General features: G+C 60.2%; 21 protein-coding genes and 4 pseudogenes. 18 read left to right on the forward strand and 7 right to left on the reverse strand.

The window, feature by feature from the left end:
* Positions 1-37 precede the first annotated feature (37 nt).
* Both LRP59_RS01425 and ybaK read left to right on the forward strand, forming a co-directional pair.
* Complete coding sequence (locus LRP59_RS01425) at positions 38-910, forward strand: aminodeoxychorismate lyase (RefSeq protein WP_002514207.1); 873 nt, start codon at positions 38-40, stop codon at positions 908-910.
* Positions 910-1,398: a Cys-tRNA(Pro) deacylase gene (ybaK, locus tag LRP59_RS01430; RefSeq protein ID WP_002514208.1), complete on the forward strand. Its 489-nt coding sequence runs from the start codon at positions 910-912 to the stop codon at positions 1,396-1,398. Before LRP59_RS01425 ends, ybaK begins: the two co-directional genes overlap by 1 nt.
* 12 nt (positions 1,399-1,410) lie before the next feature.
* On the opposite strand, the gene LRP59_RS01435 is transcribed toward ybaK, so the two are convergent.
* The 3 genes from LRP59_RS01435 to LRP59_RS11975 are packed head-to-tail and all read right to left on the reverse strand — an operon-like array spanning position 1,411 to position 3,166.
* Positions 1,411-1,809, reverse strand: coding sequence for a hypothetical protein (locus LRP59_RS01435; protein ID WP_002520841.1), 399 nt, complete (start codon positions 1,807-1,809; stop codon positions 1,411-1,413).
* Between the two features lie 29 nt (positions 1,810-1,838).
* Positions 1,839-2,375, reverse strand: a complete 537-nt coding sequence (locus tag LRP59_RS01440; protein WP_002514210.1) for a hypothetical protein — start codon at positions 2,373-2,375, stop codon at positions 1,839-1,841.
* On the reverse strand, positions 2,372-3,166 hold the full coding sequence (locus LRP59_RS11975; RefSeq protein ID WP_002514211.1) for a L,D-transpeptidase: 795 nt from the start codon (positions 3,164-3,166) through the stop codon (positions 2,372-2,374). The genes LRP59_RS01440 and LRP59_RS11975 overlap by 4 nt, the downstream gene beginning before the upstream one ends.
* A gap of 132 nt (positions 3,167-3,298) precedes the next feature.
* Here LRP59_RS11975 and LRP59_RS01450 point away from each other — a divergent pair.
* The 3 genes and pseudogenes from LRP59_RS01450 (at position 3,299) to LRP59_RS01460 (ending at position 7,977) form a co-directional block, all read left to right on the forward strand.
* Positions 3,299-3,524 (forward strand): annotated as a pseudogene (locus tag LRP59_RS01450) (Fe3+-hydroxamate ABC transporter substrate-binding protein).
* Entirely contained in the window at positions 3,496-5,565 is a 2,070-nt protein-coding gene (locus tag LRP59_RS01455; protein WP_002514212.1) for an NAD(+) synthase, read from the forward strand. The pseudogene LRP59_RS01450 and the gene LRP59_RS01455 overlap by 29 nt, the downstream one beginning before the upstream one ends.
* 165 nt (positions 5,566-5,730) lie before the next feature.
* Positions 5,731-7,977, forward strand: a complete 2,247-nt coding sequence (locus LRP59_RS01460; protein ID WP_148378643.1) for a 6-phosphofructokinase — start codon at positions 5,731-5,733, stop codon at positions 7,975-7,977.
* A 69-nt stretch (positions 7,978-8,046) separates the two neighbouring features.
* Here LRP59_RS01460 and ald (LRP59_RS01465) read toward each other — a convergent pair whose 3' ends face one another.
* A complete protein-coding gene (gene ald / locus LRP59_RS01465; RefSeq protein WP_002520843.1) occupies positions 8,047-9,159 on the reverse strand; it encodes an alanine dehydrogenase in 1,113 nt (370 codons plus the stop codon).
* 295 nt (positions 9,160-9,454) lie between these two features.
* Between ald (LRP59_RS01465) and LRP59_RS01470 the strand changes: the two genes are divergently transcribed.
* The 4 genes and pseudogenes from LRP59_RS01470 to LRP59_RS01485 form a co-directional block, all read left to right on the forward strand.
* On the forward strand, positions 9,455-10,954 hold the full coding sequence (locus LRP59_RS01470) for an amino acid permease (RefSeq protein WP_002514980.1): 1,500 nt from the start codon (positions 9,455-9,457) through the stop codon (positions 10,952-10,954).
* A 144-nt stretch (positions 10,955-11,098) separates the two neighbouring features.
* Positions 11,099-11,330: pseudogene (locus LRP59_RS01475) on the forward strand (hypothetical protein).
* Positions 11,327-11,619: pseudogene (locus LRP59_RS01480) on the forward strand (hypothetical protein). The pseudogenes LRP59_RS01475 and LRP59_RS01480 overlap by 4 nt, the downstream one beginning before the upstream one ends.
* 81 nt (positions 11,620-11,700) lie before the next feature.
* A pseudogene (locus LRP59_RS01485) lies at positions 11,701-11,950 on the forward strand (hypothetical protein); the annotation flags it as partial.
* 1 nt (position 11,951) lies between these two features.
* Here LRP59_RS01485 and LRP59_RS01490 read toward each other — a convergent pair.
* A complete protein-coding gene (locus tag LRP59_RS01490; RefSeq protein WP_002514983.1) occupies positions 11,952-12,083 on the reverse strand; it encodes a hypothetical protein in 132 nt (43 codons plus the stop codon).
* A 280-nt stretch (positions 12,084-12,363) separates the two neighbouring features.
* Between LRP59_RS01490 and LRP59_RS01495 the strand changes: the two genes are divergently transcribed.
* The 4 genes from LRP59_RS01495 (at position 12,364) to LRP59_RS01510 (ending at position 18,107) form a co-directional block, all read left to right on the forward strand.
* Complete coding sequence (locus LRP59_RS01495) at positions 12,364-13,518, forward strand: Ig-like domain-containing protein (protein WP_002522183.1); 1,155 nt, start codon at positions 12,364-12,366, stop codon at positions 13,516-13,518.
* A 240-nt stretch (positions 13,519-13,758) separates the two neighbouring features.
* A complete protein-coding gene (locus LRP59_RS01500) occupies positions 13,759-15,261 on the forward strand; it encodes a septal ring lytic transglycosylase RlpA family protein (RefSeq protein ID WP_080552729.1) in 1,503 nt (500 codons plus the stop codon).
* Between the two features lie 293 nt (positions 15,262-15,554).
* Positions 15,555-16,841 carry a citrate synthase gene (locus LRP59_RS01505; protein WP_002514986.1) on the forward strand — a complete coding sequence of 429 codons (1,287 nt, stop codon included), beginning with the start codon at positions 15,555-15,557 and terminating at the stop codon, positions 16,839-16,841.
* A 240-nt stretch (positions 16,842-17,081) separates the two neighbouring features.
* The gene (locus tag LRP59_RS01510; protein WP_032499890.1) at positions 17,082-18,107 is read left to right on the forward strand and encodes an adenosine deaminase; all 1,026 of its coding nucleotides are present in this window, start codon (positions 17,082-17,084) and stop codon (positions 18,105-18,107) included.
* A 49-nt stretch (positions 18,108-18,156) separates the two neighbouring features.
* Here the strand turns inward: LRP59_RS01510 and ald (LRP59_RS01515) are convergent, their stop codons facing one another.
* Together ald (LRP59_RS01515) and LRP59_RS01520 are read right to left on the reverse strand one after the other, a co-directional pair.
* Positions 18,157-19,269, reverse strand: coding sequence for an alanine dehydrogenase (ald, locus tag LRP59_RS01515; RefSeq protein ID WP_002520843.1), 1,113 nt, complete (start codon positions 19,267-19,269; stop codon positions 18,157-18,159).
* Between the two features lie 173 nt (positions 19,270-19,442).
* A complete protein-coding gene (locus tag LRP59_RS01520; RefSeq protein ID WP_002512624.1) occupies positions 19,443-20,453 on the reverse strand; it encodes an Lrp/AsnC family transcriptional regulator in 1,011 nt (336 codons plus the stop codon).
* A gap of 293 nt (positions 20,454-20,746) precedes the next feature.
* Between LRP59_RS01520 and ord the strand changes: the two genes are divergently transcribed.
* Genes ord through oraE form a run of 5 tightly spaced genes read left to right on the forward strand, consistent with a single transcriptional unit; the run spans position 20,747 to position 26,286 of the window.
* On the forward strand, positions 20,747-21,790 hold the full coding sequence (ord, locus tag LRP59_RS01525) for a 2,4-diaminopentanoate dehydrogenase (protein WP_002512625.1): 1,044 nt from the start codon (positions 20,747-20,749) through the stop codon (positions 21,788-21,790).
* Positions 21,791-21,801: 11 nt separating this feature from the next.
* Positions 21,802-22,149, forward strand: a complete 348-nt coding sequence (gene ortA, locus LRP59_RS01530; RefSeq protein WP_002512626.1) for a 2-amino-4-oxopentanoate thiolase subunit OrtA — start codon at positions 21,802-21,804, stop codon at positions 22,147-22,149.
* Positions 22,146-23,567 carry a 2-amino-4-oxopentanoate thiolase subunit OrtB gene (gene ortB / locus LRP59_RS01535; protein ID WP_002533172.1) on the forward strand — a complete coding sequence of 474 codons (1,422 nt, stop codon included), beginning with the start codon at positions 22,146-22,148 and terminating at the stop codon, positions 23,565-23,567. The genes ortA and ortB overlap by 4 nt, the downstream gene beginning before the upstream one ends.
* Positions 23,564-23,989, forward strand: a complete 426-nt coding sequence (gene oraS / locus LRP59_RS01540) for a D-ornithine 4,5-aminomutase subunit OraS (protein ID WP_002533173.1) — start codon at positions 23,564-23,566, stop codon at positions 23,987-23,989. Before ortB ends, oraS begins: the two co-directional genes overlap by 4 nt.
* Positions 23,986-26,286, forward strand: a complete 2,301-nt coding sequence (gene oraE, locus LRP59_RS01545; RefSeq protein WP_148378431.1) for a D-ornithine 4,5-aminomutase subunit OraE — start codon at positions 23,986-23,988, stop codon at positions 26,284-26,286. Before oraS ends, oraE begins: the two co-directional genes overlap by 4 nt.
* Positions 26,287-26,291: the final 5 nt, after the last annotated feature.

A 26,291-nucleotide genomic window follows, 5' to 3' on the forward strand; every position in this document is an offset into this window, starting at 1 on the left:
TATGACCACTCAACCATCACTCAACTAGGCTGAACGCATGAATTCAAGTGTTCCATACTTGCTAGCCATCCTCGGTAAAGGGGTCGTGTCACCATCCACGATGGTGTGCCATGCAGACGATCTCGGGCTGGTGCGTGGGGATGGCGTTTTCGACACAACTCGTATCGTGACCGCGCAGGATGGAACATCGCGAATCGACCACCTCGACGAGCACCTGTCCCGGTTCGCCCGCTCTATCGCTGGAGTGAACGGCCCCACCCCCGATTTGGACTCCTGGAACCACCTCATCGAAGAAGCGGCACGCACCTGGCGTATCCCCGGCGAAGCTGCCCTCAAACTCGTCTACACCAATGGTCGTCAGGTCGTCCCCGGACCGCCTCGAGGTTTTCTCATCATCTCTCCCCTTTCCGAAACTGCAATCGAAGAACGGGAGGGAATCGACGTGCTGTGTCTATCCCGTGGGGTCACTAGCGACGCCTTCGCCGATGCTCCCTGGCTCCTCGGTGGGGTCAAGACCCTGTCCTATGCCGTCAACGTCGCAGCTCTGCGCTATGCCCGATCCCAGGGCGCCGACGACGCCATCTTCACCTCTACCGACGGTTACCTGCTCGAAGGACCAACCTCTGGGTTAGTCATCGCAGCTGACGACAGACTGTGGACAACCCCCACCGGTCCCACCGGCATCCTGAACTCCATTACCGTCAGTACCGTCTTCGAGGCCGCTGGTGAAGACGGGGTCCAGACATCTACCTGGCTCATGAAACACGGTGAGGTGTTGCGTGCCCAGGGGGCTTGGTTGTTGTCATCGGTGCGTGGCGTCGCCCCCATCCTCAGTATTGACGGCCACCCAGTTCCCCAAGACGAGGACACGACCCACCGGTTGCGGACTTGGGCGGGATTTGAGAACTGATGCCTGCGTCTGACTCTGCATCTGCGGCAACCAAAGCCCTTGCCAAGGCCAAGATCCCGCATGTCCTGCACAGCTACGACCACGATCCGTCCAACCATCATTTCGGCGATGAGGGGGCCGCGAAACTTGGGTTCGACCCGTCCATCATGCTCAAAACCCTGGTCGTCGAGTTGGTCCCCTCGGGCAAGCTTGCCGTCGCCGTCGTTCCGGTGAGCCGCCAGCTTGATCTTAAGGCTTTTGCCTCAGCTGTAGGTGCGAAAAAAGTCGCTATGGCTGACCCAGCGGCAGCAGAGCGCGCCACGGGGTACATCGTCGGGGGAATTTCGCCTTTGGGGCAGAAAAAGCGGCTACCCATCTGCATCGACGAGTCGGTGCTAGGGCAGCCGCGGGTGCTGGTTTCAGGCGGGCGTCGAGGTCTGTCGGTGGAATTGTCGCCGTCGGACCTGGTGACTGTCACCGGAGCGGTGACGGCAAAAATCTCCTGCTAACGCCAGCCCCGGTCACTTACTGGAGTTCTTGCCGATCGACTGAGGGAGGACGAGCAGGCCGATCACAATGACGACACCAAGTACCACGTGAATCCACTTGATGGCGCCACCATTGCTCAGCTCACCGAGGACATACTGGACAAGGATTAGCACCGCCATACCGACGGCGTGACCGACAACCGCCAACGATCCGCCACGACGTTTCCACATCACGGCCAAAACGGCCGCGACGATCGCCGCCAGCAGGGTCACAATGCCGAAGCCCATGTGCGCGTCACCGAGACCGTGAACCCCGGAAAGCATGAAACAGGCCAAAACAGCCTGGACGATCACGGACCCAATGGCAACCCAAGCGGAGATTGTGAGGGCCTTAGGGGCAGGCGGGATAGTCGAGGTGTGTTGCTGTGTCATAAGCCACACTCTACGCTAGGGCTACAGCTTTATCGTGAACTCCGCCCCACCATTACCCATGGCCCCCACCAGTATCCCAGCGCACTGGCTGCCACAACGGCTGGCCATGAGACCTCCACCACCGCAGACAAGTCCAAGATGAGGGCGTACAGACCTGCTGCTCCAACCAGAACTGTCACTGCCCCGACGGCCCCGCCAGCGATGCGTTGGCTCCTCTGCCGGACGAGGCGTCCGCCCAGCAGAGCCGCCATGAGGACGACCGGGATGATGAGAATTACCGTTACTCCCATAGCGTAAAGCAGCCCGATCAGAAGGCAGCCAAACCATCCTTGTACCGGCATGCCCGCCCTGGTGCCGTCAGCTCCAGGGCTCGTCGCCCAGATCGCCAAAGTCAGCCCCCACACCAGTCCAGTAATGGCCATAGCAGCGGTGAACACACCAGCCGACCTACCTACCCGCGCTGACTCAGTGGTAGCACCCAGAATGTCCGAGTTGCGCTGATCGACGTTGTGACCTAACCGCGCCCTCGCATCGAGGGTGTTCTCCTCGTTGCGTCGACGGCTCACCGCACTTTCACCTTTGTGCCCTCATGAGCAAATCTGTAGAGAGCCTCAGAATCTTTGGGGGCCAGCCGAGCACAGCCGTGACTTGAATATCCGGGCAATCCCAAGGTGTAGACAGGCTGGGCAGGTTTCTTGGTCTTTTCGTCCCAGGGAATCTGGTGGAAACCGATAGTTCCCGTCGCGCCGGGGCGTTGATAAAAAGACAGGAAATTAGGTATATACCAGCGGATGCCATCCTCAGTAAAAGCCGCGTGCCGCGTCTTGTATTGAATCTTGTAGTTCCCAACAGGGGTCTTCCACGGCTCAGCAGTAGTGAGCATGACCCGTTTCACTAGACCGTGAGCTACGAGGTAGATGCGATTCTCCGCTTTGATCCACAGGACGTAGCTGCCAGGTCCAGCTGAGGATTTCGCACCGACGGTAAGAGATGCTGCCGGTGGGGTTGGGGTAGGAGTCACCGGGGCTGAGTCGTCAGCCTTCGGGCCCGTAGAATCTTCGGGATCATTGACGCCCTCATTGCTTGACGGCCCATCTGGATCCGGTTGTTTATGCGCAGCCTTAGCGGTCGATTTCGGGGACGCCGTAGGGCACGTCACCGGATATTGCTGACGGGAACGCATATCGCCCGCACCAGGGACGGAGTCGATACATGGCTCTGAAGCAGCGGGCATTGACGATCCGCAGCCAGCAACTAGGCAGACCATTGTCACTAGGGCAGCAAGAAAACCGCCACCACGCCACGGGCCTGAGCCGACGCGCGGTTCCGGGTTCGAGGTACGTCCGGGGGCATGCATCGGGTTAAGTTTAGAGGCCCCACCGTAACCGTACGAATACAACGTCGGTAGCAGAACTGCGAAGCTCCCCTCAAAGCCCGACGACTCATGCCTCGGGAGAGACGTGTAGGGGCCGACAGGGAGGAGAGGACCATGCCGGGGGCACTTGTTATTAGGGAGTCATTGATTGATGTTGTCAATGATGGGGCACAAGGGGTGAGCATCCTGGGGGCTCCCCGATGAATGTCGCGATTACCGTCTCCCACACCGGCGCGAACCCACCGCGCACCGCCGAATTAGGGTGACCGAAGATTCCTCGCCCCCGCGTCAATGTCTGCGAGACTGGCATCATGAAGGGGAACTTCCACTCGACCTATGACCAAGGATTTGCGCGAGTCGCCGCCTGCACCACGACGGTGCATATCGGTGACCCCGCCTCGAACGTGGCGGGGATTCTCGACACCTGTCGGGAACTCGACTCCCGAAGCGTCGCGATCGCCGTGTTCCCCGAGTTATGCCTGACGGGCTACGCCATCGACGACCTGCTGCTTCAAGACGTCGTGCTTGACGCCGTACTCGACGCCATCGAGACGGTGCGCCAAGCATCCCGTAGCCTCTTCCCGGTCATCATCGTCGGGGCGCCGTTGCAGCGTGGCAACCGGCTTTACAACTGTGCGGTCGTGATCCACCGCGGGCAAGTCCTCGGTGTGGTGCCAAAGAGTCACCTACCCAACTATCGGGAGTTCTACGAAAAACGTCATTTCGCCGTCGGCGCAGGCACCACCGGGATGATTGACCTATCAGGACGACAAAAATCTCACGCGGCTTCTACTGAGATCCCCTTCGGACCCGACCAGCTCTTCCGAGCCACCGATCTGCCTGACCTCATCTTCCATGTGGAGGTGTGCGAGGACCTCTGGATGCCGGTCGCCCCGTCCTCACAGGCCGCTCTGACCGGGGCCATCGTGGAAGTAAACCTCTCGGGCTCCCCCATCACCGTCGGAAAATCCCGCCAGCGCCACGAGCTGTGCAAAGTCACGTCCTCGCGCAACCTGCAGGCCTACGTCTATGCGGCCGCCGGTCCCGGAGAGTCCAGCACAGATCTGTCTTGGGATGGCCAGACGATGATCTACGAAAACGGTTCCCTCCTTGCCGCCACCGACAGGTTCTCCCCAGAACCGGGCTACTGCCTGGCCGATATCGACCTCGACCTGCTGCGGCAGGAGCGGTTGCGTCAGGGGTCCTTCGACGACAACGCCCTCGCCCAGCCCACTCAAGCCCCGTGGCGCACCACCACCTTCACTCTGGACCCGCCCCATGACGACATCGGCCTGGAACGCCCTGTTAACCGCTTCCCCTTCGTCTCCAACGACCCTGACCAGCTCGCCCAAAATTGCTACGAGGCCTACAACATCCAGGTCTATGGACTGCGTCGTCGACTCGAATCAATGAGATCACCGCAAATCGTCATTGGGGTTTCCGGCGGTCTCGACTCCACCCACGCCCTGCTCGTCGCCGCCAAAGCCATGGACCAGATGGGCCGGCCGCGCACCGACATCCTCGCCTTCACAATGCCGGGGTTCGCTACCACCGACCACACCAAAAACAACGCCCTAGATTTATGTCGCGCCCTCGGCATCCCGTGCGAAGTGTTGGACATCCGGCCGGCTGCCACCCAGATGCTCAAGGGAATGAGCCATCCCGCCGGTGACGGCGCCGAGGTATACGACGTCACCTTCGAGAACGTCCAGGCGGGGCTGCGCTACGACTACCTCTTCCGGATAGCCAACCAGCGCGGCGGCATCGTGCTGGGCACCGGTGATTTGTCGGAACTAGCACTGGGCTGGTGCACCTTCGGGGTCGGCGATCAGATGAGCCACTACGGGGTCAATACCGGGGTACCCAAGACCCTCATTCAGCACCTCATTCGGTGGTGCATTTCGTCGGGCCAGTTCAACGAGGCCACTAATGTGGTGCTCGAGTCGGTGCTGGGGACAGAAATCTCCCCCGAGCTCGTCCCCGCTCATCCCGGCGAGAAGATCCAGTCCACTCAAGCGAAGATAGGTCCCTACGAGCTGCAGGACTTCACCCTGTACCACCTGCTGCGCCACGGGATGCGCCCCAGCCGGATCATTTTCCTGTCCCACCATGCCTGGCGGGATGCATCGGTAGGCTCCTGGCCTCCCGGGTTCCCTGACGAGGACCGACACTCCTATGACCTGTCAGCAATCAAGGACTGGACGCGGCTGTTTCTGCGCCGGTTCGTCGGAAATCAGTTCAAGAGGTCAACTCTTCCCAACGGTCCCAAGGTCGTCGCAGGAGGTTCACTGAGTCCGCGCGGTGACTGGCGGATGCCCTCGGATGCCGTCGTCCGGGCCTGGCTTGACGACCTTGAGACAGTTCCCGACGAGCGGTCCTAAACCGTTACGGTCTGCGCCCCAGGGATAACCCTCGCCCCGAGCCCCAGTTTTGGGGCACCTTCTGCGACCGGTGACGAAAAATCCCAGCAGCCAGGACGAGCAGTCACAATTCACCCGGTACCCACCCGCGCGCGGCAATATTGATCTGTGCATGTTGATGACGAGATGAGGCTCACCCCCACTCTCCCCGACGGTCATGGTCTGCGCATTGGCATCCTGACCAGCGGTGGCGACGCTCAGGGCATGAACGCTGCTGTGCGGGCTGTGGTGCGCTCTGCGCTAAGTGTGGGAGCCGAGGTCTATGCGATATACGAGGGCTACCAGGGAATGATCGATGGTGGCGATGGCATCTGTAGGTTCGGGTGGGACGACGTCGGCTCGATCCTCAACCGTGGCGGCACCGTGATCGGAACCTTCCGTTGCAAGGGGATGCGCGAACGTCCGGGGCGCCTGAAGGCTGTCAGAAATCTCCTCGAACACGGGATCGATCGTCTCGTCGTCATCGGCGGTGACGGTTCGCTCACCGGCCTGGATGTGCTGCGCACCGAGTGGACAGACCTGGTCGCTGAACTCGTCGACACCGGCCAGGTGAGCGCCGAGGTAGCCCGGGAACACCCCGCCCTCATGATCGCCGGGCTCGTCGGATCCATCGACAATGACCTCGTCGGATCCGATATGACCATCGGTGCCGATACTGCTCTGCACCGTATTGTCGATGCCATCGACGACCTCGCCTCCACCGCAGCCAGCCACCAGCGATCCTTCGTCGTTGAGGTGATGGGCCGCCACTGCGGCTATCTCGCCCTTATGGCAGCAGTTGCCGGCGGGGCTGACTATGTTCTTATTCCGGAACGGCCGCCCGAGGACGGTTGGGAGGACCGCATGTGCGCCGAGCTCAAACGTGGCCGTCAGGCGGGTCGACGCGACTCGATCGTCGTCGTCGCGGAGGGCGCCACCGATCGTTCCGGGAACCGGATCTCCTCGGAGTACGTCCGCCAGGTGCTTGAGGACAAACTCGGTGAGGACGCCCGGGTTACCATCCTGGGCCACGTCCAGCGCGGCGGACGACCGTCAGCCTATGACCGCTGGGCGTCGACCTGGTTGGGTTATCACGCGGTTCACGAGGTGCTCTCGACCACTCCAGAGGCCGAGGGGCGCGTTATCGGTACTGGGTCCAACCGCATACATCGCCTCCCCCTGGTCAAGGCCGTCGCTGACACGAAGTCGGTGCCCGGTCTCATTACGGAGGGCCGTTACAACGAGGCCATGCGGATGAGGGGACGTTCCTTTGTCGAGATGGACGCGATCTTCACCGAACTCAGTGAACCAGCTCGTACCACTTCCGACACCGCTGGTGACGCCGACCGCAAGCGCGTCGCGATCATGCACGCTGGCGGTCCGGCCCCGGGCATGAATACTGCTGCCCGTGCTGCAGTGCGACTGGCGATTTCCCGCGGTCATACCGTTGTGGGAATCCATAACGGGTTCATCGGACTAGCGACCGGGGACATGTCGGAATTGGCCTGGAGCGACGTCGAGGGCTGGGCCGGGGAAGGCGGCGCTGAGCTGGGTACCCGCCGCGAGATCCCTAGCACTCGCGACCTTTATGCTGTCAGCCGCGCTCTGGAGGATCATCACATCGACGCGTTGCTCGTCATTGGTGGCTACTCGGCCTACGAAGGTATCTACACCATGATGACTGAGCGGGACCGGTACCCGGCTTTCCGTATTCCGACGGTGTGCATCCCGGCTTCTATCGACAACAACCTCCCCGGTTCGGAACTGTCCATCGGCACCGACACCGCTCTCAACGTCATCGTCGAGGCGATGGACAAGATTAAGGAGTCGGGTATCGCGTCCAGACGCTGCTTCGTCGTCGAGACGATGGGTCGTGACTGCGGATACCTCGCGTTGATGTCGGGTATCGCAGCTGGCGCTGAGCGGATCTATACCAACGAGGACGGCATCTCCCTGGACGATCTAGCCAACGACGTCCATTGGTTGCGGGAGTTATTCGCCCACGGACGACGACTTTTCCTTGCCGTGCGCAACGAGAACGCATCGCACAATTACACCACCGACTTCATCGCGCGGCTGCTGGAGGAGGAATCACACGGCATGTATGACGTACGCCAGGTGGTACTAGGGCATATGCAGCAAGGCGGCTCGCCCTCACCTTTCGACCGCTTGTTCGCCAACCGACTCGGGTATCGCGCTCTCAATCTCATCGACGACGAGTTGGCGGCGCATCAGGACGGTTCATGGTTCATTGGCGTCAACGAGTCAGGCATGCGGCCCTGTTCGATGGACACCATGCCCTCTCTCATTGACGCCGCTCATCGTCGTCCCCGCGAACAGTGGTGGCTGCAACTGAGGACTATTGCCAGGATGGTCTCGGACGAGGTGCGGTAAGTCGCGACGACCTCTAGCGAACTCTAGGTAGGTGGGGGGTGGTGTGGTTTCACCCCCCCACCACACACCTCACAACACCTCAGACACAGGCACACACTCAATACCCAACGCCTCACCCACCGGCGCACTCAACAACTTCCCACCATGAGTCGCCAAACCACACCGCAAATCACCACGAGACCCACACGCACCCCTCCAACCCTCATCAGCCAACAACAACACATACCGCATCGTCGCATTCGTCAACGCATACGTCGACGTACACGGCACCGCACCCGGCATATTCGCCACACAATAAAACACCGAACCCCCCACCACAAACGTCGGATCCGCATGCGTCGTCGGATGAGAATCCTCAAAACACCCACCCTGATCCACCGCAATATCCACCAACACCGACCCCGGCACCATCCCCAACACCGTCTCATGATCCACCAAATGCGGAGTCCGAGCACCAGGCACCAACACCGACCCAATCACCACATCAGACTCACCACACGCCTCCCGAACCGCCAACGGACTCGAAAACCGCGTACCAATACGCCCACCCCACACCTCATCGATATAACGCATCCGCGCCACATCCACATCAAACACCGTCACATCAGCACCCATACCCGCAGCCACACGAGCCGCACACAACCCAGCCACACCACCACCAAGCACACTCACCCGACCACGACGCACACCCGAACCACCACCAAACAACACACCACGACCCCCAGCAGACTGCAACAAACAATTCGCACCCACCTGAGCAGCCAACCGACCCGCAATCTCCGACATCGGCGACAACAACGGCAACGAACGATCACCCAACTCCACCGTCTCATACGCAATCGACGTCACCCCCCGCCCCAAAAGCTCACGAGTCAACACCTCATCAGCAGCCAAATGAAGATACGTAAAAAGAACCAAACCCTCATGCAACCGCCCATACTCCTCCGCCACAGGCTCCTTCACCTTCAACACCAAATCAGCATCACCCCACACCGACTCCACATCACCCACAACCCGAGCACCAGCACCCACAAAATCCGAATCCGAAATACCCGAACCCACACCAGCACCAGCCTGAACCAACACCTCATGCCCACGACCAACCAACGCATGAACACCCGCCGGCGTCACAGCCACACGAAACTCATTATTCTTAACCTCAGTAGGAACACCAACACGCATCACACACACTCCTTACAACAACACCCGCCAACAACATCGTCGGGGGACCAGCATCGGTGCTGATCCACAATCGATCTTACGCGTCGCCCTATGACATTGTCTCGGTTATCCCATCACCAGTGACAGAGACCTATCCCTCCCTATCCCTCATCCCACGTATTGTGATACCTGCCACATCTGAACATCTTTTTATCGACTACTGGCCCCAGTGAACCTATGCAACGTCTAAACTTGCGTTGGTCCTTTGTTCCGCAATGACGCGAGCAGGGGCACCGTTGATACCGGGAGGGTGTAGATGAGTCACATGGATAGCGCCACCCAGGCCACAACTCCAGCTGAAGGGCCAACTGAAGAACCCCAGCTTCAGCGCGGCCTCAAGAACCGGCATCTCCAGCTCATTGCCATCGGAGGCGCCATTGGAACAGGACTCTTTCTGGGATCTGGAAAGACCATCTCCCTAGCGGGTCCGTCTATCTTGCTGGTCTACCTCATCATCGGAGCAATACTCTTCTTCGTCATGCGGGCCATGGGGGAGCTACTGCTGTCGAACCTGGCCTACAAGTCCTTCGCCGACTTCGCAACAGACCTCGTTGGCCCCGGCGCCGGGTTCTACATGGGGTGGACATATTGGATGTGTTGGGTCGTCATAGGTAACGCCGACACCATCGCGATGTGTGGATACTTGGCCGCTTGGTTCCCTCATCTCGATAAATGGATACCCGCCACATGCATCGTCTTACTATTGACATGTCTTAATATGGTCGCCGTAAAACTCTTTGGCGAGATGGAATTTTGGTTTGCGATGATTAAGATCGTCACCATCATCGCATTAATCCTTGTCGGCGGCTACCTTGCGATCACCGGATTCCAGCCACCCCGCAGCGAGGTTCCGGCCGCGTCATTTTCTCATTTGTGGGACCGTGGCGGATTCTTCCCCACCGGATTCATGGGATTCATAGCCGGCTTCCAAATTGCCATTTTCTCGTTCCAAGGTATTGAAATGACAGGCACCGCAGCAGCGGAAACGGCAGACCCTGAGCATAATCTTCCTAAGGCTATCAACTCAATCCCGGCTCGTGTCCTTATCTTCTATGTTCTGGCCCTAGGGGTCATCATGGCAGTTCAGCCGTGGGATCTCATCAATCCGCAGGCAAGCCCTTTTGTCGAAATGTTTAGCTTTATTGGGATCCTTATTGCCTTCCATATCGTCAACTTTGTTGTGCTCACCTCCGCTGCATCTTCAGCGAACTCGGGAGTTTTCTCTACTTCCCGAATCATCTACGGGCTAGCACGCGAGAAAGACGCCCCACCAGTCTTCGCCAAGTTGTCCAGTCGTCACATTCCTCGCAATGCCCTCATCCTCACTGCGATGTGCATTGCGCCAGCCATCGTCCTCGTCACCCTTGACGACTCAGTCATGGATGCTTTTTCCCTCGTTGCAGGGGTCTCCTCGGTGCTCTATCTGTCGGTGTGGGGACTCATTCTGGTCTGCTACCTCAAGTACTTGGGTAAGCATCCCCAACGCCATGCGGAATCAGCCTTCAAGATGCCTGCTGGCCGTGTGATGTCGTGGATCGGCATCCTCTTCTTCATCACCATCCTCATCATGTTGGGCTTCTCGGCAGATTCTCGTCAGGCCCTTATCGCCGCTCCTGTCTGGGTGATATTTATGATGGTGCTGTACCGCCTTTTAGCTTCCACTCGTGCCGATCACACTCGTATCGACTTCGACGCCGAGCGAATCCGTGCCCTCGAGGAGCTCCACCGCACGCAAGAGGATGAGCACCAAGCCTGACCGCAGCAATCTGGTCTACGGCCGCTTTCAGCCTCGGCATAAACAGCGAGGGGATCGCAAACCTCCACCGCAGCAGCCTCGCGACTCATGACCTCCTAGTTCTACGACCATAACGGAGTTACTTCGAGTAGACCGGAGGGTGCCGTGACAAAAATCCCCACTACATACATGGGTCCGGGCTCTCGAGCGCCGCGGCCATCGCCACGACGCGAAAACTGCCCGATTCGAAGCAACGATGCCCCCGTATTCCCGCGACGTCGCATGGCACGTGCACGGCAGGCTGCCGGTACTCCTCGCCGGGAGGATCTCGACGAGGAGATCGGCCCCGGCCGATCCTCGTGAGCCAGTGGCTCGACGATTTTCGCCAGGCCCATGAGGGAAGAGGCTGTTGTGAGACTCGCCGACCCTCTTCGTGATTTTTCTCAACCCTCTGTCGAACCCTGCGTGGCGTATGTGTCCGATCCATTACCTATGGCAAGGCCGGACGACCTCGTGCTCCTTAGCTTCGAGACCTCCGTGGATCGTTCCGACAACCCTCTTGGAGTCGTCGAGCCAGTAGGTGGCTTTTACGCTCTGGTTAAGGGCGGCCATTGCCTCTCCCCGAGGCATTGCGATGTTCATGGAACGATCCATGCGATACGTCGTCATCTTCTTCAAGCCGTTAATCAAGGCGTTAGAAAAATCGTTCTTATTAAGCTTTCTCTTGATGAAAAGCAGATCAGAGGAGGGGCTAGAGGTAGCACCAGCGACACTCACCGCCCTACCAGCGACCTTCGCCCCGTCGTCACAACCACCGCATGCCGTCAAAGACAGACTCGCCGCAGCACTCATGACGAGGGCTGCAACCTTCACGGAAATTCCTGGAACAAGTTGCATAAAAATCACGGTTCGGAACATGCCATCTTTTGCGTAAGCATACTTCCTATGCGTACAAGGTATGGCGAGCCCCAAGATTTGTATCGGACAGTCCGCCGCTTCGTAAAGCTATCTCGCTGATTCAGTTCAGCAGGCAGTACCACCAAAGGGCAATGATGGCGACACCGATGATCGTCACAACAACGACGATGAGCCACGTCAGCCAGTCAGGACGCTTACGCACCGCGAGCTGCTCGTCACTGTCATCACGCATAGGAAACCTCCAGGACCGGGTCGCATGAGGGGATGCAGATGCCAGAGTAGCTTCACGTCACAACTCCCCCGATCCAGCCGGTTAGCGTTTAGTGAACGGCGCTCCAGATGACGTATCGACGTTTAGGGAGGCGCCAGCGCCGCGCTGTATCATGTATCCCGTTCATCTTCCCCTAAAAAATGAATCAGAGTTCTCATTTCGCGCACACAATCATGGAGGTACTGTGCCATCGAGACTGACCCGTCGTTCGGTTCTGGCTACAGGTGCCGTCGCTTTGCCAATGACAGCCGCTGCCTGCGCCAAGACCTCCGTTGGTAACGGTTTTGGCTCTAGTGGGAACTCTGCCACCCCGACGCCTACTCCGACCCCAACCCCCGCCACTCTGACAATCACCGCAGACCACCCGATCACCGAGCTCCAGCCAGGTGATGCGCTGAAGTTTGCTGTCGCCAATGGAACCCTCAAGGACGTCAAAGTCACGGATTCCGAGGGCAGCGAGGTCACGGGCACTCTCAAGGACGCAGTGTGGACCCCGTCGAAACCTTGGAGTCTCAAGACCTCTTACACCGTCGCTGCGACCCTCTCGAATACCGACCCCCATGCTGGCCCGACAACGACGGTGACCAAGAACATCAAGAGCATCGATGGTGCCGTCAACGTCGTCGAGATGCTCTACAACGATGCTTCGGTTGGCATCGGCATGCCGGTCATCATCAAGTTCGGGCACGAGGTCATCGACGCTGACATGCGCGCCAAGATTCAGAAGGCCATGCACATTGATGTCTCCCCACAGCAGGAGGGAGCGTGGGGATGGCTCGACCACTCCCAGTTGATGTGGCGCCCCAAGGACTTTTGGAAGGCCGGCACGAAAGTCAACGTGAGCGGCAACCTCACCGGTCTCCCGACCTCCAGTCACCGCTGGATCACCCATGACGTCAAGGGTTCCTTCCAGGTTGGTCAGGCGCGAATCGTCAAGATCTACATCAACAAACACAAAATGGACGTCCTCCAGAACGGCAAAGTTGTGCGCACGATCCCGGTAACCACCGGGAAGCCCGGTGCAAGCACCACTACTCGGTCTGGCACCAAGGTCATCATTGAACGCGATGTCACCAGAATCATGGACTCCTCGACGGTTGGCATCCCTAAAGGGAGCTCGGATTACTACCACCTCAAGGTCAAGTACGCCATGCGCGTCACCTACACCGGTGAGTTTGTCCACGCTGCGCCGTGGTCCGAGCGCTCTCAGGGCAGCGCCAATGTCTCGCACGGTTGCGTCGGTTTATCCACCGAGAACGCCAGATGGCTGTTTAACTTCTGCGCCGCCGGTGATCCCGTCATCAACTCAGGTTCGAACCGTATGTTCAAGCCGGACGAAGGTATCGGTTGCTGGTGCTACGACTGGAGCGGCTGGCAGAAACTCAGCGCAGTGTGAGTTAGTCCCCTCACACCTGCGAAACCCTCTACCTCGATGCAAGGTAGAGGGTTTCATCATGTCTAGGTGTCCTCACAGTTTGACGGCTTCTTTTCGGCTCCATGACGCGGTTTCAGCCCTCGTCGGCGGTGGCCTATCACCAGTTGACGCGACACGCTCAAACCCTCAACGTCCTTGGGACGACCGGTGGTGAATTCCTAATGTCCCACCCGTCCCGGAAACGCCGGGATCGAAGCCCCGATGCCTTTAATGGCGAGAGGAAGTCACACCGTGATCCGCCCCAAGCGCTCAGTCCGAGGTGCTGCCGCCACCATCGCCCTCACCTCCGGTATCAGCGTTGTTGCACCGGCCGTCATTGGCTCGGTCGCACACGCAGCAAATACGCAGACGATGTACACGACCGCGGACGTCAACGTGCGGTCTGCCTCCTCCAACTCCGGCAAAGTGCTCACCGTCGCGGCACGCGGCCAGTCGGTGAAGGTCACCGGCGAGAAGGTGCGCGGGTGGGTCCCCGTTGCCGTCAATGGCACCAGCGGCTGGATCTACCAGCGCTACCTCACCGAGGAGAACGTCCACCCGGTGCACTTCGGCTCCGACCCTCTTCCCGACACCATGATCGCCGCTGTCCCGGTTAACGTTCGTAGCGACTCTGCTAATGCTGGCAAAGTTCTCACCGTTGCCGAGCGTGGTCAGCAGGTGCAGGTCACCGGGCGTCCTGACGGCGGTTGGGTCCCGGTCTCCGTCAACGGCAAGTCCGGATGGATTTACGGACGCTACCTCACCACGGGGAAGGCAGCTGCGACCCCCGCCAAGCCAAAGACAAAGACTGACGCTAAGAACGACTCTTCGACGAGCCGCGACCAGGGTCGTCCAGCCCTTGGCAACGCCGCCACCCGCACCACCAGCGGGCTCAACATGCGCACCGCCCCTTCGCCGTCCGGGCAGGTCATCAACCAGCTTGCCAGCGGTGCAGGCGTCCAAGTTACCGGCGAAGTCCACGGCAACTGGGTCCAAATCCGCACCAACGGCTACACCGGCTGGGCATACCGCACCCACCTCACCGGCAACGTCCCAGCCGCCCAGCCCATCAAACACGCCGAACCCACAAAACCCAGTACCCCAGCCAAACCACGAACTCCAGCCAAGGACGACGCCCCCATCCACACCACCAGCGACGTCAACGTGCGCACCGCTCCCAGCCCCACAGCCAAGGCCATCACCGCCCTCGCGCAGGGAACCGGAGCCCGCCCCACCGGCGAAGTCCACGGCAACTGGGTCCAAATCCGCGCCAACGGCTACACCGGCTGGGCATACCGCACCCACCTCACCGGCAACGTCCCAGCCACTAAGGTGGACACTCCCTCTCGTAACACGCACAGGGGGAGCGATACCAGCCGCGACAAAGCCCGTCCGCCGCGTCAGGATTCGAGCAACGGCGATTCGGACAAGGGTTCCGGCCGCATCGCCGGCCGCTGCATTGCTTCGTTTTACGACGAGCCGCAGACGACCGCCTCGGGCGAGCAGTTCAACCCGAACGCCATGACCGCGGCCAACAAGACTCTGCCGCTGGGCACCCGCATCCGCGTCACCAACGTCCGTAATGGCCGTTCGACCGTCGTCCGGATCAATGACCGTGGCCCGTACGTCGCCGGGCGTTGCGTCGACCTATCGCGTGCTTCGTTCGCCAGGATTGCGGATATCGGTCAGGGAACGGCCCCGATCACCTACACCATCCTCGGCTGAGCTCAACGCCTTGTAGGGGCGGTTCGCTATTAAGCGGGCCGCCTCTACGCACGTCTACCGGGTCTAAGTTGGTCGCTCCAACCCAGTGACGAAAACTGTCAGCCGACGCCCGAACACATCTGGACCATGAGAAATATGCCGGTTTCTTGGTGATTTGCATTCGCTAGCCGTAGCCTTGGTTGTGCCATAGTTCACACCGTGGTGACGCTCGGGAACGAACCCGCAGTGCCACCCGTCCACGTATGTCCGGCCACCGGTGATTGTCCGACGAGGCCGCCAGGAAGGAACGCACGATGGGTTCGAGTGCAAGGTTCGTCGACGAAGACACCCACCTCGATTTCAGCAAGGTCGTCGCCACTGACGGCCAGGTGGGTTACGACGTCGCGGGTCTGCTCAACAAGACCGGCAACGTCATGATCGACCCGGGATTCGTCAACACGGCATCCTGCGAGTCACAGATCACCTACATTGACGGTGAGCAGGGAGTTTTGCGTTACCGCGGCTACCCGATTGAGCAGCTCGCTAAGCAGTCGACCTTCCTTGAGACCGCCTACCTTGTCCTCTATGGGGAACTGCCAAGCAAGGCCCAATTGGACGGCTTCGAGGAGCGTATTCGTCGCACTACCCTCATCGACGAGCGGATGCGTGACCTCTTCCGATGCTTCCCCCGTCGGTCCCACCCGATGCCTGTGCTGGCTGCAGGCATCATGGCCCTGTCGACCTTCTCACAGAAATCCTCCGGCACTGATCCCGACCAAATCGAGGCGGCCACCACTCGCCTCATCGCCAAGGTCCCCACCCTGGCCGCCTTCGGCTACAAGAACTCGATGGGCCAGCCGACCCTCTACCCCGATAACTCCCTGAGCTACGTCCAGAACTTCATCCGGATGAGCTTCGGCTTCCCGACTGAATCCTACGAGTTCAATGACGAAATCACCCGCGCTCTGGAAACCCTGCTCATCCTGCACGTTGATCACGAGCAGAACTGTTCAACCTCAACGGTCCGTATGGTCGCGTCGTCGGGTGCCAACATGTACGCGGCGGTCGCCGCAGGCGTCAACGCCTTGTCCGGCCCGAAGCACGGTGGCGCAAACCAGGCTGTCCTCGAAATGCTGCAATTTATTCGCGACTCCGGCATGACCACTAAGGAGTTCGTCCGTAAGGTCAAGGACAAAGAATCCGACATCAAGCTGATGGGCTTTGGCCACCGAATCTACAAGAACTACGATCCACGCGCCGCCATCATCAAGAAACATGCCGACCGCATTATGGAACTCCATACCGGTCGTGAGGACCTTCTCGAGATCGCCAAGGAACTTGAAGAGACCGCGCTAAACGATGATTACTTCAAAGAGCGCAAGCTCTACCCAAACGTTGATTTCTACACCGGCCTCATCTACGAGGCCATGGGCTTCCCGATGAATATGTTCACCGTGCTGTTCGCACTGGGACGTCTGCCCGGGTGGATCGCCCAGTACCGAGAACAAGTTGCCAGCGGAGGCAACAAGATTTGGCGTCCGCGTCAGATCTTCACCGGGTCTGACAAGCGAGATTACGTACCACTCGACAAGCGTGCCTGACGTAAACCGGCCTGGGAGGAAACTCGACCTCCCAGGCCGGCGTGTGTCTGGGGACTCGTACGTGTCTCTGGCCCTCGCATACGCCCCGTGCCTATATCCGATTCCCCTAACCATTTTTGTCGGTTCCGGGCGCATCAGGCCATCAGGGTGCCCCGACCACCCTTCGCTTGGGATTTTTGTTCACCAGACTTCGGGCTACTCCGCGCTTCTCCCCGGTGCGACGCCGATAGACTCCAGCGCGTGGATGTGGCCGAAGCGATGAATCTCCCCAAAGTCGTGCTACACGATCATCTGGACGGTGGGCTACGTCCGGCGACAGTTTTGGAACTCGCCGCACAGCGAGGCCGCCCCGTGCCTGCACAAACGCCCGAGGACCTCGCGACCTGGTTCTTTGAGTCAGCCGATTCTGGCTCTTTGGCCCGTTACCTCGACACCTTCACCGAAACTGTCGGCCTCATGCAGGATGCTGATTCCCTCCGGCGCATCGCACGGGAATTCGTGGTTGATATGGCGACTGACGGTGTTATTTACGCCGAAGCTCGATGGGCTCCCCAACAGCATTTAACAGGCGGGTTGTCCGCTGCGGCGGCCACCGAGGCAGTCCAGGCCGGCCTAGTAGACGGGATGGAATCTGCATCACGGTCGGGCGCAACGATTATCGCCCGCCAAATCCTGTGCCTCATGAGGCATCTCGACGTCCCCGAGGACGTGGTAGATCTTGCTGTCAACCATGCTCCGGGGGTCGTTGGCGTCGACATTGCTGGGCCGGAGGATGGTTTTCCGCTGACCCCGTTTACCAACGCACTCACGCGCATCCAAGCGGCCGGAATCCACCTCACCGTCCATGCCGGCGAAGCTGCTGGGCCGGAGTCGGTTCTCGACGCCCTTAATCATGGGGCAGAGCGTCTTGGACACGGAGTGCGGATCATTGAAGACCGCGACGAGTCCGAATGGGGCCCGATAGCCCAGCGGGTGCTGTCGAATCAGGTGCCGTTGGAGGTCTGCCCAACGTCGAACACCCAGACCGGCATCTGCCGCAAGGTTGCCGAGCATCCGCTATCGACGCTGTGGTCTGCCGGATTTAACATCACGGTGAGCTGTGATAACCGCCTCATGAGCCGTACGACGACGTCTCGAGAGATATCGCTAGTCTCCCAGGCATTCAGCTGGAACCGCGACGACGCCCTGGCTGTCCAGCGCAATGCGCTGAAAGCAGCCTTCTGTTCCCAGGACGATAAGCAGTCTCTCGTTCCCCTGCTGGTCTGAGCGCACGGTAGGTGGGGGGTGGTGTGGTTTCACCCCCCCACCACACACCTCACAACACCTCAGACACAGGCACACACTCAATACCCAACGCCTCACCCACCGGCGCACTCAACAACTTCCCACCATGAGTCGCCAAACCACACCGCAAATCACCACGAGACCCACACGCACCCCTCCAACCCTCATCAGCCAACAACAACACATACCGCATCGTCGCATTCGTCAACGCATACGTCGACGTACACGGCACCGCACCCGGCATATTCGCCACACAATAAAACACCGAACCCCCCACCACAAACGTCGGATCCGCATGCGTCGTCGGATGAGAATCCTCAAAACACCCACCCTGATCCACCGCAATATCCACCAACACCGACCCCGGCACCATCCCCAACACCGTCTCATGATCCACCAAATGCGGAGTCCGAGCACCAGGCACCAACACCGACCCAATCACCACATCAGACTCACCACACGCCTCCCGAACCGCCAACGGACTCGAAAACCGCGTACCAATACGCCCACCCCACACCTCATCGATATAACGCATCCGCGCCACATCCACATCAAACACCGTCACATCAGCACCCATACCCGCAGCCACACGAGCCGCACACAACCCAGCCACACCACCACCAAGCACACTCACCCGACCACGACGCACACCCGAACCACCACCAAACAACACACCACGACCCCCAGCAGACTGCAACAAACAATTCGCACCCACCTGAGCAGCCAACCGACCCGCAATCTCCGACATCGGCGACAACAACGGCAACGAACGATCACCCAACTCCACCGTCTCATACGCAATCGACGTCACCCCCCGCCCCAAAAGCTCACGAGTCAACACCTCATCAGCAGCCAAATGAAGATACGTAAAAAGAACCAAACCCTCATGCAACCGCCCATACTCCTCCGCCACAGGCTCCTTCACCTTCAACACCAAATCAGCATCACCCCACACCGACTCCACATCACCCACAACCCGAGCACCAGCACCCACAAAATCCGAATCCGAAATACCCGAACCCACACCAGCACCAGCCTGAACCAACACCTCATGCCCACGACCAACCAACGCATGAACACCCGCCGGCGTCACAGCCACACGAAACTCATTATTCTTAACCTCAGTAGGAACACCAACACGCATCACACACACTCCTTACAACAACACCCGCCAACAACATCGTTAACCGGCTGCGACTAGTTACCACGAGAATAAGCATCGATACAGCCCCAATACCACGGCATGACAAAGGAACTTTCGACTTTTCCACATTGACCCCGTAAACCTCGGGATCCATCCATCTGAAACCGGCAGTGCTAGTGATCGGCCCTCTCGAATGCCCCAATGAGCGGCGGGCAGACAAACTCTCCGGTGGCGCGGCCGTCCCGGTCCAAAACCCACCCCATGGACTTGTGGCTGCGCATATACACAATCGTCTCCGCAGGAGCTAGGCCCGGTATTGCCTCAGCAACCGCGGACTCGATCATGCCGATTCCGCTCTGACGCTCCACCCGAAAGTTGACCCGTAGGTTGTTACTACCCGTGATCCACATACATGAGCGCAGTCCCGACTGCTGGCGCAACAGCTCCAGCACTCGAGTCTTGTGGTTAAGAGGGATGGTGGCGGTCCACGTGCACTCCAAACTCCACCCGCCCAGCTCCGGGGCGACGTCACACCGCAATTCGATCTGCCGGTTGGTTAGCAACTTCTGCAGCCGACGATGCAGGGTGCTGGCGGGGATGTCGAGGGTACGGGCAAGTGAGGTGGCGCTGGTACGTCCATCGACAGCGAGCTCCTGAGCCAGCTCCCGGTCCAGGTCGTCAGGAGGCAGCATCCATAACTCTCCTGGTCGGTGGCCCCTGGCAAGGATTTTCTCCGCTTTACTCAGTGCATCGATGCGCCAGGAATTCGAGCCGATAACAACCGATGTCACCAAGGCGCTGCGCGAGCCATGAACCCCACGCAGCCCTCCGATCCAATCAATGACCATGTCTGACAGGGTGGGAAGATCAGGCGCAACGACTGTCAAGAGAAGGTCACGGTCCCCCGTCGTCTCGTCAATGCTGACAATCATGGGGTTAGCGCATAGTGTCTTGATGACTTGGGGGAGACTCTCGGTATGGCAGTCGACCTCAACAATGGCCGTCATCTGCTGATTGAGGTTCGGGCACGCAGTTATCCATGCGATTCCGTCATCGACCAGGCGCTGCCAACGGTGGGCGACGGTCGTCGGAGAGACACCCAAAACTTTGCCTACCTTGGCCCAACTGGCACGCGGGTCGATCTGCAAGACGTTGACGAGTCGTCGGTCAAGCTCTTCGTACATGTGGCTCCTTCGCCGACGCTGAGAAGATCCTTAAAAGTGTCTCACTTCAATTGGAAATAATGTGCACCTACCCCGCCAATTGTGCGCACATCTGTCGCAAGGATCGCTGCACGAACTCCCAGTGCCAAGGTAAGGACCACACGGATCAGCGAAGAGCCGTCGGCCTGCACAGCTGCAGGTCAGGGCAGGCCCCTTGGACCGCAGAAATGCCGCTAGCACAGCGCTTGTGACTGACAGTGACGCCAAGGAAGCCGGCTCTTCAGCATCAGACATCGTCGTCAGGAGGAACCACAATGACCGCCACCAATCCCATCCGAGTCGTCCAGTGGGGCCTGGGAGCGATGGGCCAGGGCATGGCCAAACTCATCACGGCCAAAGACGGACTGGAGCTTGTCGGGGCTATCGACGTCAATCCGGCTCTGGACGGTAAGGATATCGGTGAGGTCCTCGGCATCGATCCTCTCGGAGCCAACGTCACAACCGATCCCGCCTCCATCCTCGATTCCAATAAGGTCGACGTCGTCACCATCGCCACAACCTCGTGGGTCCGCGACCAGATCGCCGATCTGCGCACCATCATCACCGCTGGCATCAACGTCGTGAGCATCGCCGAAGAGATGTCCTGTCCCGAGGCCCAGAACCCCGACATGGCCAAGGAACTCGACGAACTCGCCAAAAAGCACAGCGTCTCGGCTGTTGGTGTCGGTGTCAACCCCGGATTCGTGCTGGACCACCTTGTCGTCGCCCTCAGCTCCGGAAGCCAGGAAGTCACCCATATCGAAGCGCGCCGCGTCAACGACCTCGCCCCCTATGGCCAGACTGTGCTGCATACCCAGGGGGTTGGAACCACCCCCGAGGAGTTCAAGGCTGGAGTGGCAGACGGATCCATCGTTGGCCACGTAGGTTTCCCCGAGTCCATCCGGCTCATCAGCGACGCCCTCGGACTGGGAGTCGACTCGATCGAGCAACACATCGAGCCCATCATCGCCAAGGTCGCCCGTCCCGCCCGCGACCGTACCGTCGAGCCAGGCCAGGTAGCTGGCTGCAACCACACCGCCGTCGGTCGCCGCGCAGACGAGGAGGTCATCCGACTCATCCATCCGCAGCAGGTCGCCCCAGAGGCCGAAGGCCAGGAAACCGGCGACTTCATCACCATCACTGGTGTTCCGGACATCTCCATGTCAACAGGCCCAGAAATTGCCGGCGGCAAAGCCACCGCGGGAATTTGCGTCAACACCATCCCGCGCATCGTCGCTGCCACCCCCGGCCTCAAGCGCATCATCGACCTGCCCTCGCCGTGTGCCCTCATGGGACCGTCGGCCTACGAGCGTCGCTGAGCGAGGTCACCATGGCAGATATATCTCACACCGCCCCGCTAGCGGACAGCCCCATTCCGAAGGGCACCTGGGTCGAGGTCCGTACCATCATCCTGCAGCCCTCCGAACGGGCCGCTGCCGTACCGGAAGACACCGCCGCCACCCCTCTCGTGCAGTGGGTTAGCGGATTTCTCGACGAAGAAGCACACATCGGCGACGAGGTCACCATCACCTCGATAATCGGACGACGTCACACCGGCGTCCTCGACTGCGTCAATCCCAGTTACAGCCACAGCTTCGGCAACACCGTGCCCGAGCTGCTGACCATCGGCACCACGCACGAACCCATCACATTTCACGGGCAGGAGGACCAGTCATGAGCAACTCATATGACGACGTCATGGCCCGCCGCAGCGACATCATGCGGCGCGCCCTCGCCCTGGACTATGACAGTTTTCAACACGGTGACCTCATCTTCGATTACGACGCCCTGATGTCCTCCACTGGCTACGGCCTCGACGACGTCGCACGCATCCAGGCCGAGACCAAAGTTGGCGACACCCTGCTGTACGAGTTGCACCGTCTCACCGAAGCCGTCCGTGAGATCGCCGGCCCTGGAAAGGGCGCCCGAATTCTCCTCAAGGACGAGGCTGCTAATGCGTCGGGCAGCTTCAAAGCTCGTCGTGCCTCCCTGAGCGCCCATGAGGCCCAAGCCAAGGGGTTCGCCGGCATAGTAACGGCAACCAGTGGAAACTACGGCGCTGGCGTTGCCTCCCAAGCCGCTCAGCGCGGGCTGGCCTGCATCGTCATCCAAGAAATCTACGACTCCCAACACGTCGGCCAACCCGAGATTGTCGAAAAATCCCGAGCCTGCGAGGCCTACGGCGCAGAAGTGATCAAGCTGACGGTTGGACCGGAACTTTTCTACGTGCTGCTGCGCACCCTGGAGGACACCGGATACTTCAACGCCAGCCTTTACACCCCCTACGGCATCGCCGGCATCGAAACTCTCGGCGCCGAGATCGGCCGTGAGGTGCAGCAACGCTACGGACGCCAGCCCGACGCCGTCGTCGTTACTCACGCCGGTGGCGGAAACATCACCGGGACCACCCGCGGCCTGCGCAAGGTGGGCTGCAACCAGACCCAGGTCATCGCCGTATCGGTAGATCTCACTGGGCTGCACATGGCCTCCGACCACGACTTCAACAACAAGTCGTTTACGACCGGCCACACCGGCTTCGGCGTGCCTTTCGCAACCTGGCCGGACCGCGTCGACGTCCCGCGCAATGCCGCACGTCCGCTGCGTTACATGGACGGCTACCAGCTAGTGTCCCAGGGCGAGGTCTTCTACATGACCGAGCTTCTCACCAAGATCGAAGGCCTCGAGCGCGGACCGGCCGGCAACACCAGCCTGACGGCCGCGGTTGCCATGGCTCGTCAGATGGAGCGCGACCAGATCGTTGTCGTCCAAGAGACCGAGTACACCGGCGCTGGAAAACACCACAACAGCCAGCTGTCCTTCGCACGGTCGCGCGGCATCGAGGTTCGGCGCGGGGATCCAGCCGGCAACGTCCCGGGCAAAGCGATCATCATTCCTGAACGCCTCGATCAAGTGAGCGTCCACCCACTCGACCTCGACAAGCTGCGTCACAGCTACTTGCGCCACGCCAGTCAGATCGTGGCACCCGAGCAATGGGGAGACGCCGAGTTGGAGTTCCTGGCGGCTGAGACCAACACCACCACTGACGACGTCCGCCTGATCGGCACTGAGCTGGCGACGCACACGAAAGGAGCATGATGTCCAACCCAGATCAGGAGCGCGTCGAGCGCTACGAAGCTCTGCGCACCGAACTCGCCGATCTCGACGACGCCGCCCTCAAGGAACGCTTCTGGCAACTGTGCGAAGAGGTTATGACCCCGGTCGTTGACCTCGCCCGCACCCACACCACCCCATCCATTGAACGGTCCGTCCTACTGCGCATGGGCATCGACTCGGTGACAACCCACGCCGTCGTGGAGAACGTGTTCGCGGCAGGTCTGGGTGGCAAAGGGGCTGGCCACGCCGTGCTGCGGCTATCACGTCGTGACGGCATTGGTCTGCGTGACGCAGCTACCCGCATAGCCGAGGACCTCAAGGCCCTCGACGAACTATTCGACGGCAGCCCGCTGCCGCCTGCAAAGACAGCAACCACGGGTTCCAAGGAAGGAGCCTCGGCATGACTATCCAAGACACGTGCCTGCACCACAAGCACGTCCGCGAACGCGAGCAACTCGGCCCGAATAACAAGTCCGCCGTGACGTCTTCGGAGCCCGTCGAGCCCCGCACCGAGCAGGACCCCCCAGGCCCGAATACCAAACTCAATGTCGAGGAGATCCTCACCGACTTTGAGCACTACCACCCCCGTCGCAAGGGATGGACCTGGCGGAACGTGCCGGAAGAGGGAATCGACATGGGCGACTTCCATTACCGGAACATGTCCACCCCGTTGAAGCAGAGCATGCCTCTGCCCGCCGCAGAGTACTTCGAGAACATTGATCCCCAGCCGGCACCCGTCGTCACCTCCGAGATCGCTTCGGGGCACTTCGAGGACGACCTGCGCCGTATGAGGATGGCGGCCTGGCACGGAGCTGACCACATCATGGTCATCCGCACCACCGGACAGAGCCACATCGACGGACTACTAGAGGGCACCCCGGAAGGTATCGGCGGCGTTCCGATCACCCGTAAACAGCTGCGCGCTAGCCGCAAGGCCTGCGACCTCATCGAGGACGAGGTAGGGCGCCCCATCAACTTCCACTCCTACGTGTCCGGAGTCGCCCGCCCTGAGGTGGCCGTCCTCTTCGCCGAAGAGGGGGTTAACGGTGCTCATCAAGACCCGCAATACAACCTGCTGTACCGCAACATCAACGCCTACCGCAGCTATGTTGACGCCGGTGAAGCCAAGAAGGTGATGGCGGGAGCTCAGATCTTCCAAATCGACGGTGCACACAACGCCAACGCCACTGCCCGGCACGGTTGGAAGGTCATGCCCGAGCTCATGGTCCAGCACGGCCTCAACTGCATGTACTCAGTGCTGGTAGGAATACCGAAGGACCTCATCGGCCTGTCGACGGTTCCGCCCAGCGCTCCCCCGGCGCCGAAACTCTGGTACGACCTGCCGTACGCAGTGGCCCTGCGCGATCTGTTCAGCGAGTACAAAATGCGCGCCCAGCAGAACACCCGGTACATCGAGTCCGACCTCGCCGAGGCCATCCGCACCCACACCATCGACACTCTCATCTCAATGCTGACCAGCGCGGACATCCAGAGCACCATCACCCCTGATGAAGGCCGCAACCTGCCCTGGCACCACAACTCTGTCCGCGGCGTCCAGACGGTCAAACAGACCTGGGCCGCTCTCGATGGCATCAAGGAGATGGTGACCATCAACCGCGAGGGGCCACTCGGCCACATGGTGCGTGACCTCAAGGAGCGGGCGATCGGTTTCCTCACCGAGATGCTGCACGTGGGTGGCTACTTCGTCGCCGTTGAGGACGGATTCTTCGTCGACTCGGCAGAATTCCCGGAACGCAACCACGACGGCATCGCCCGTGACGGCCAAGGCGGAATCGCCGAGGGAACCGTCGTCGAGCGTGACCCCGACTACCTCGCCCCAGTCTGCGACCATTTCGGCAACAACAACCTGCCCGAGGGCCTTAACAAGCCGTGCGACCTCATCGACGGCTGCACCTTGTGCGAACCCGAGAAAATCGTCTACATCGATGAGCTCGACCCCAACGACTCGGCCGCGACCCGCCTGGCCTGCACCCGCCCGTTCCGCGACGGCACAGCGCTACGGCCCGAGGCTGAATGGGCCGGTGACGGTGTCGTCCTGGTACAGATGAACATCGCCCGCGAGGCGGCCGTCGAGATGGCACGCAAGATGGGCATCACCGACCCACAGGTATGCAACCTGCAAGTGCTGCACCCCGCCGAAGGATGCTTCGTTGAGGTCAAAGGCCAGGCGACCCACGTCGACGTCAACCCATCCAAGCTGACGATCCCCGAGAAGATCGAACTGCTACCCGCCGACGAACTACGCCAATTCGTCACCGACCACGAGTTGTCGGTGGTGGCCGGCACTGTCGGTGAGGACGAGCACAGCGTCGGGCTGCGCGAGATCCTCGACATCAAGCACGGTGGCATCGAGAAGTACGGGGTGAAATATCGCTACCTTGGCACATCGGTGCCGGTGGAGAAGATGGTCGATGCCGCTATCGAGAGTGGCGCCGACGCCATCCTCATCTCCACGATCATCAGTCACAACGACATCCATCGCACCATGATGCGGAAGTTGGCTGATCTGGCCACCGAGAAGGGCATCCGCGACAAGGTCGTTCTCGTCGCCGGCGGCACCCAGGTGAACCGGGAGATGGCAGCAGAGACCGGCTTGGACGCCACCTTCGGGCGCGGTACCAAGGGCATCGACGTCCTTGACGCCATCGTGCGCACTATGCGGACCCGCGCGGAAGCCTGATCGAT

The organism is Cutibacterium sp. 37298 (assembly GCF_023838685.1).
GTDB classification, from domain to species: Bacteria; Actinomycetota; Actinomycetes; order Propionibacteriales; family Propionibacteriaceae; genus Cutibacterium; species Cutibacterium acnes.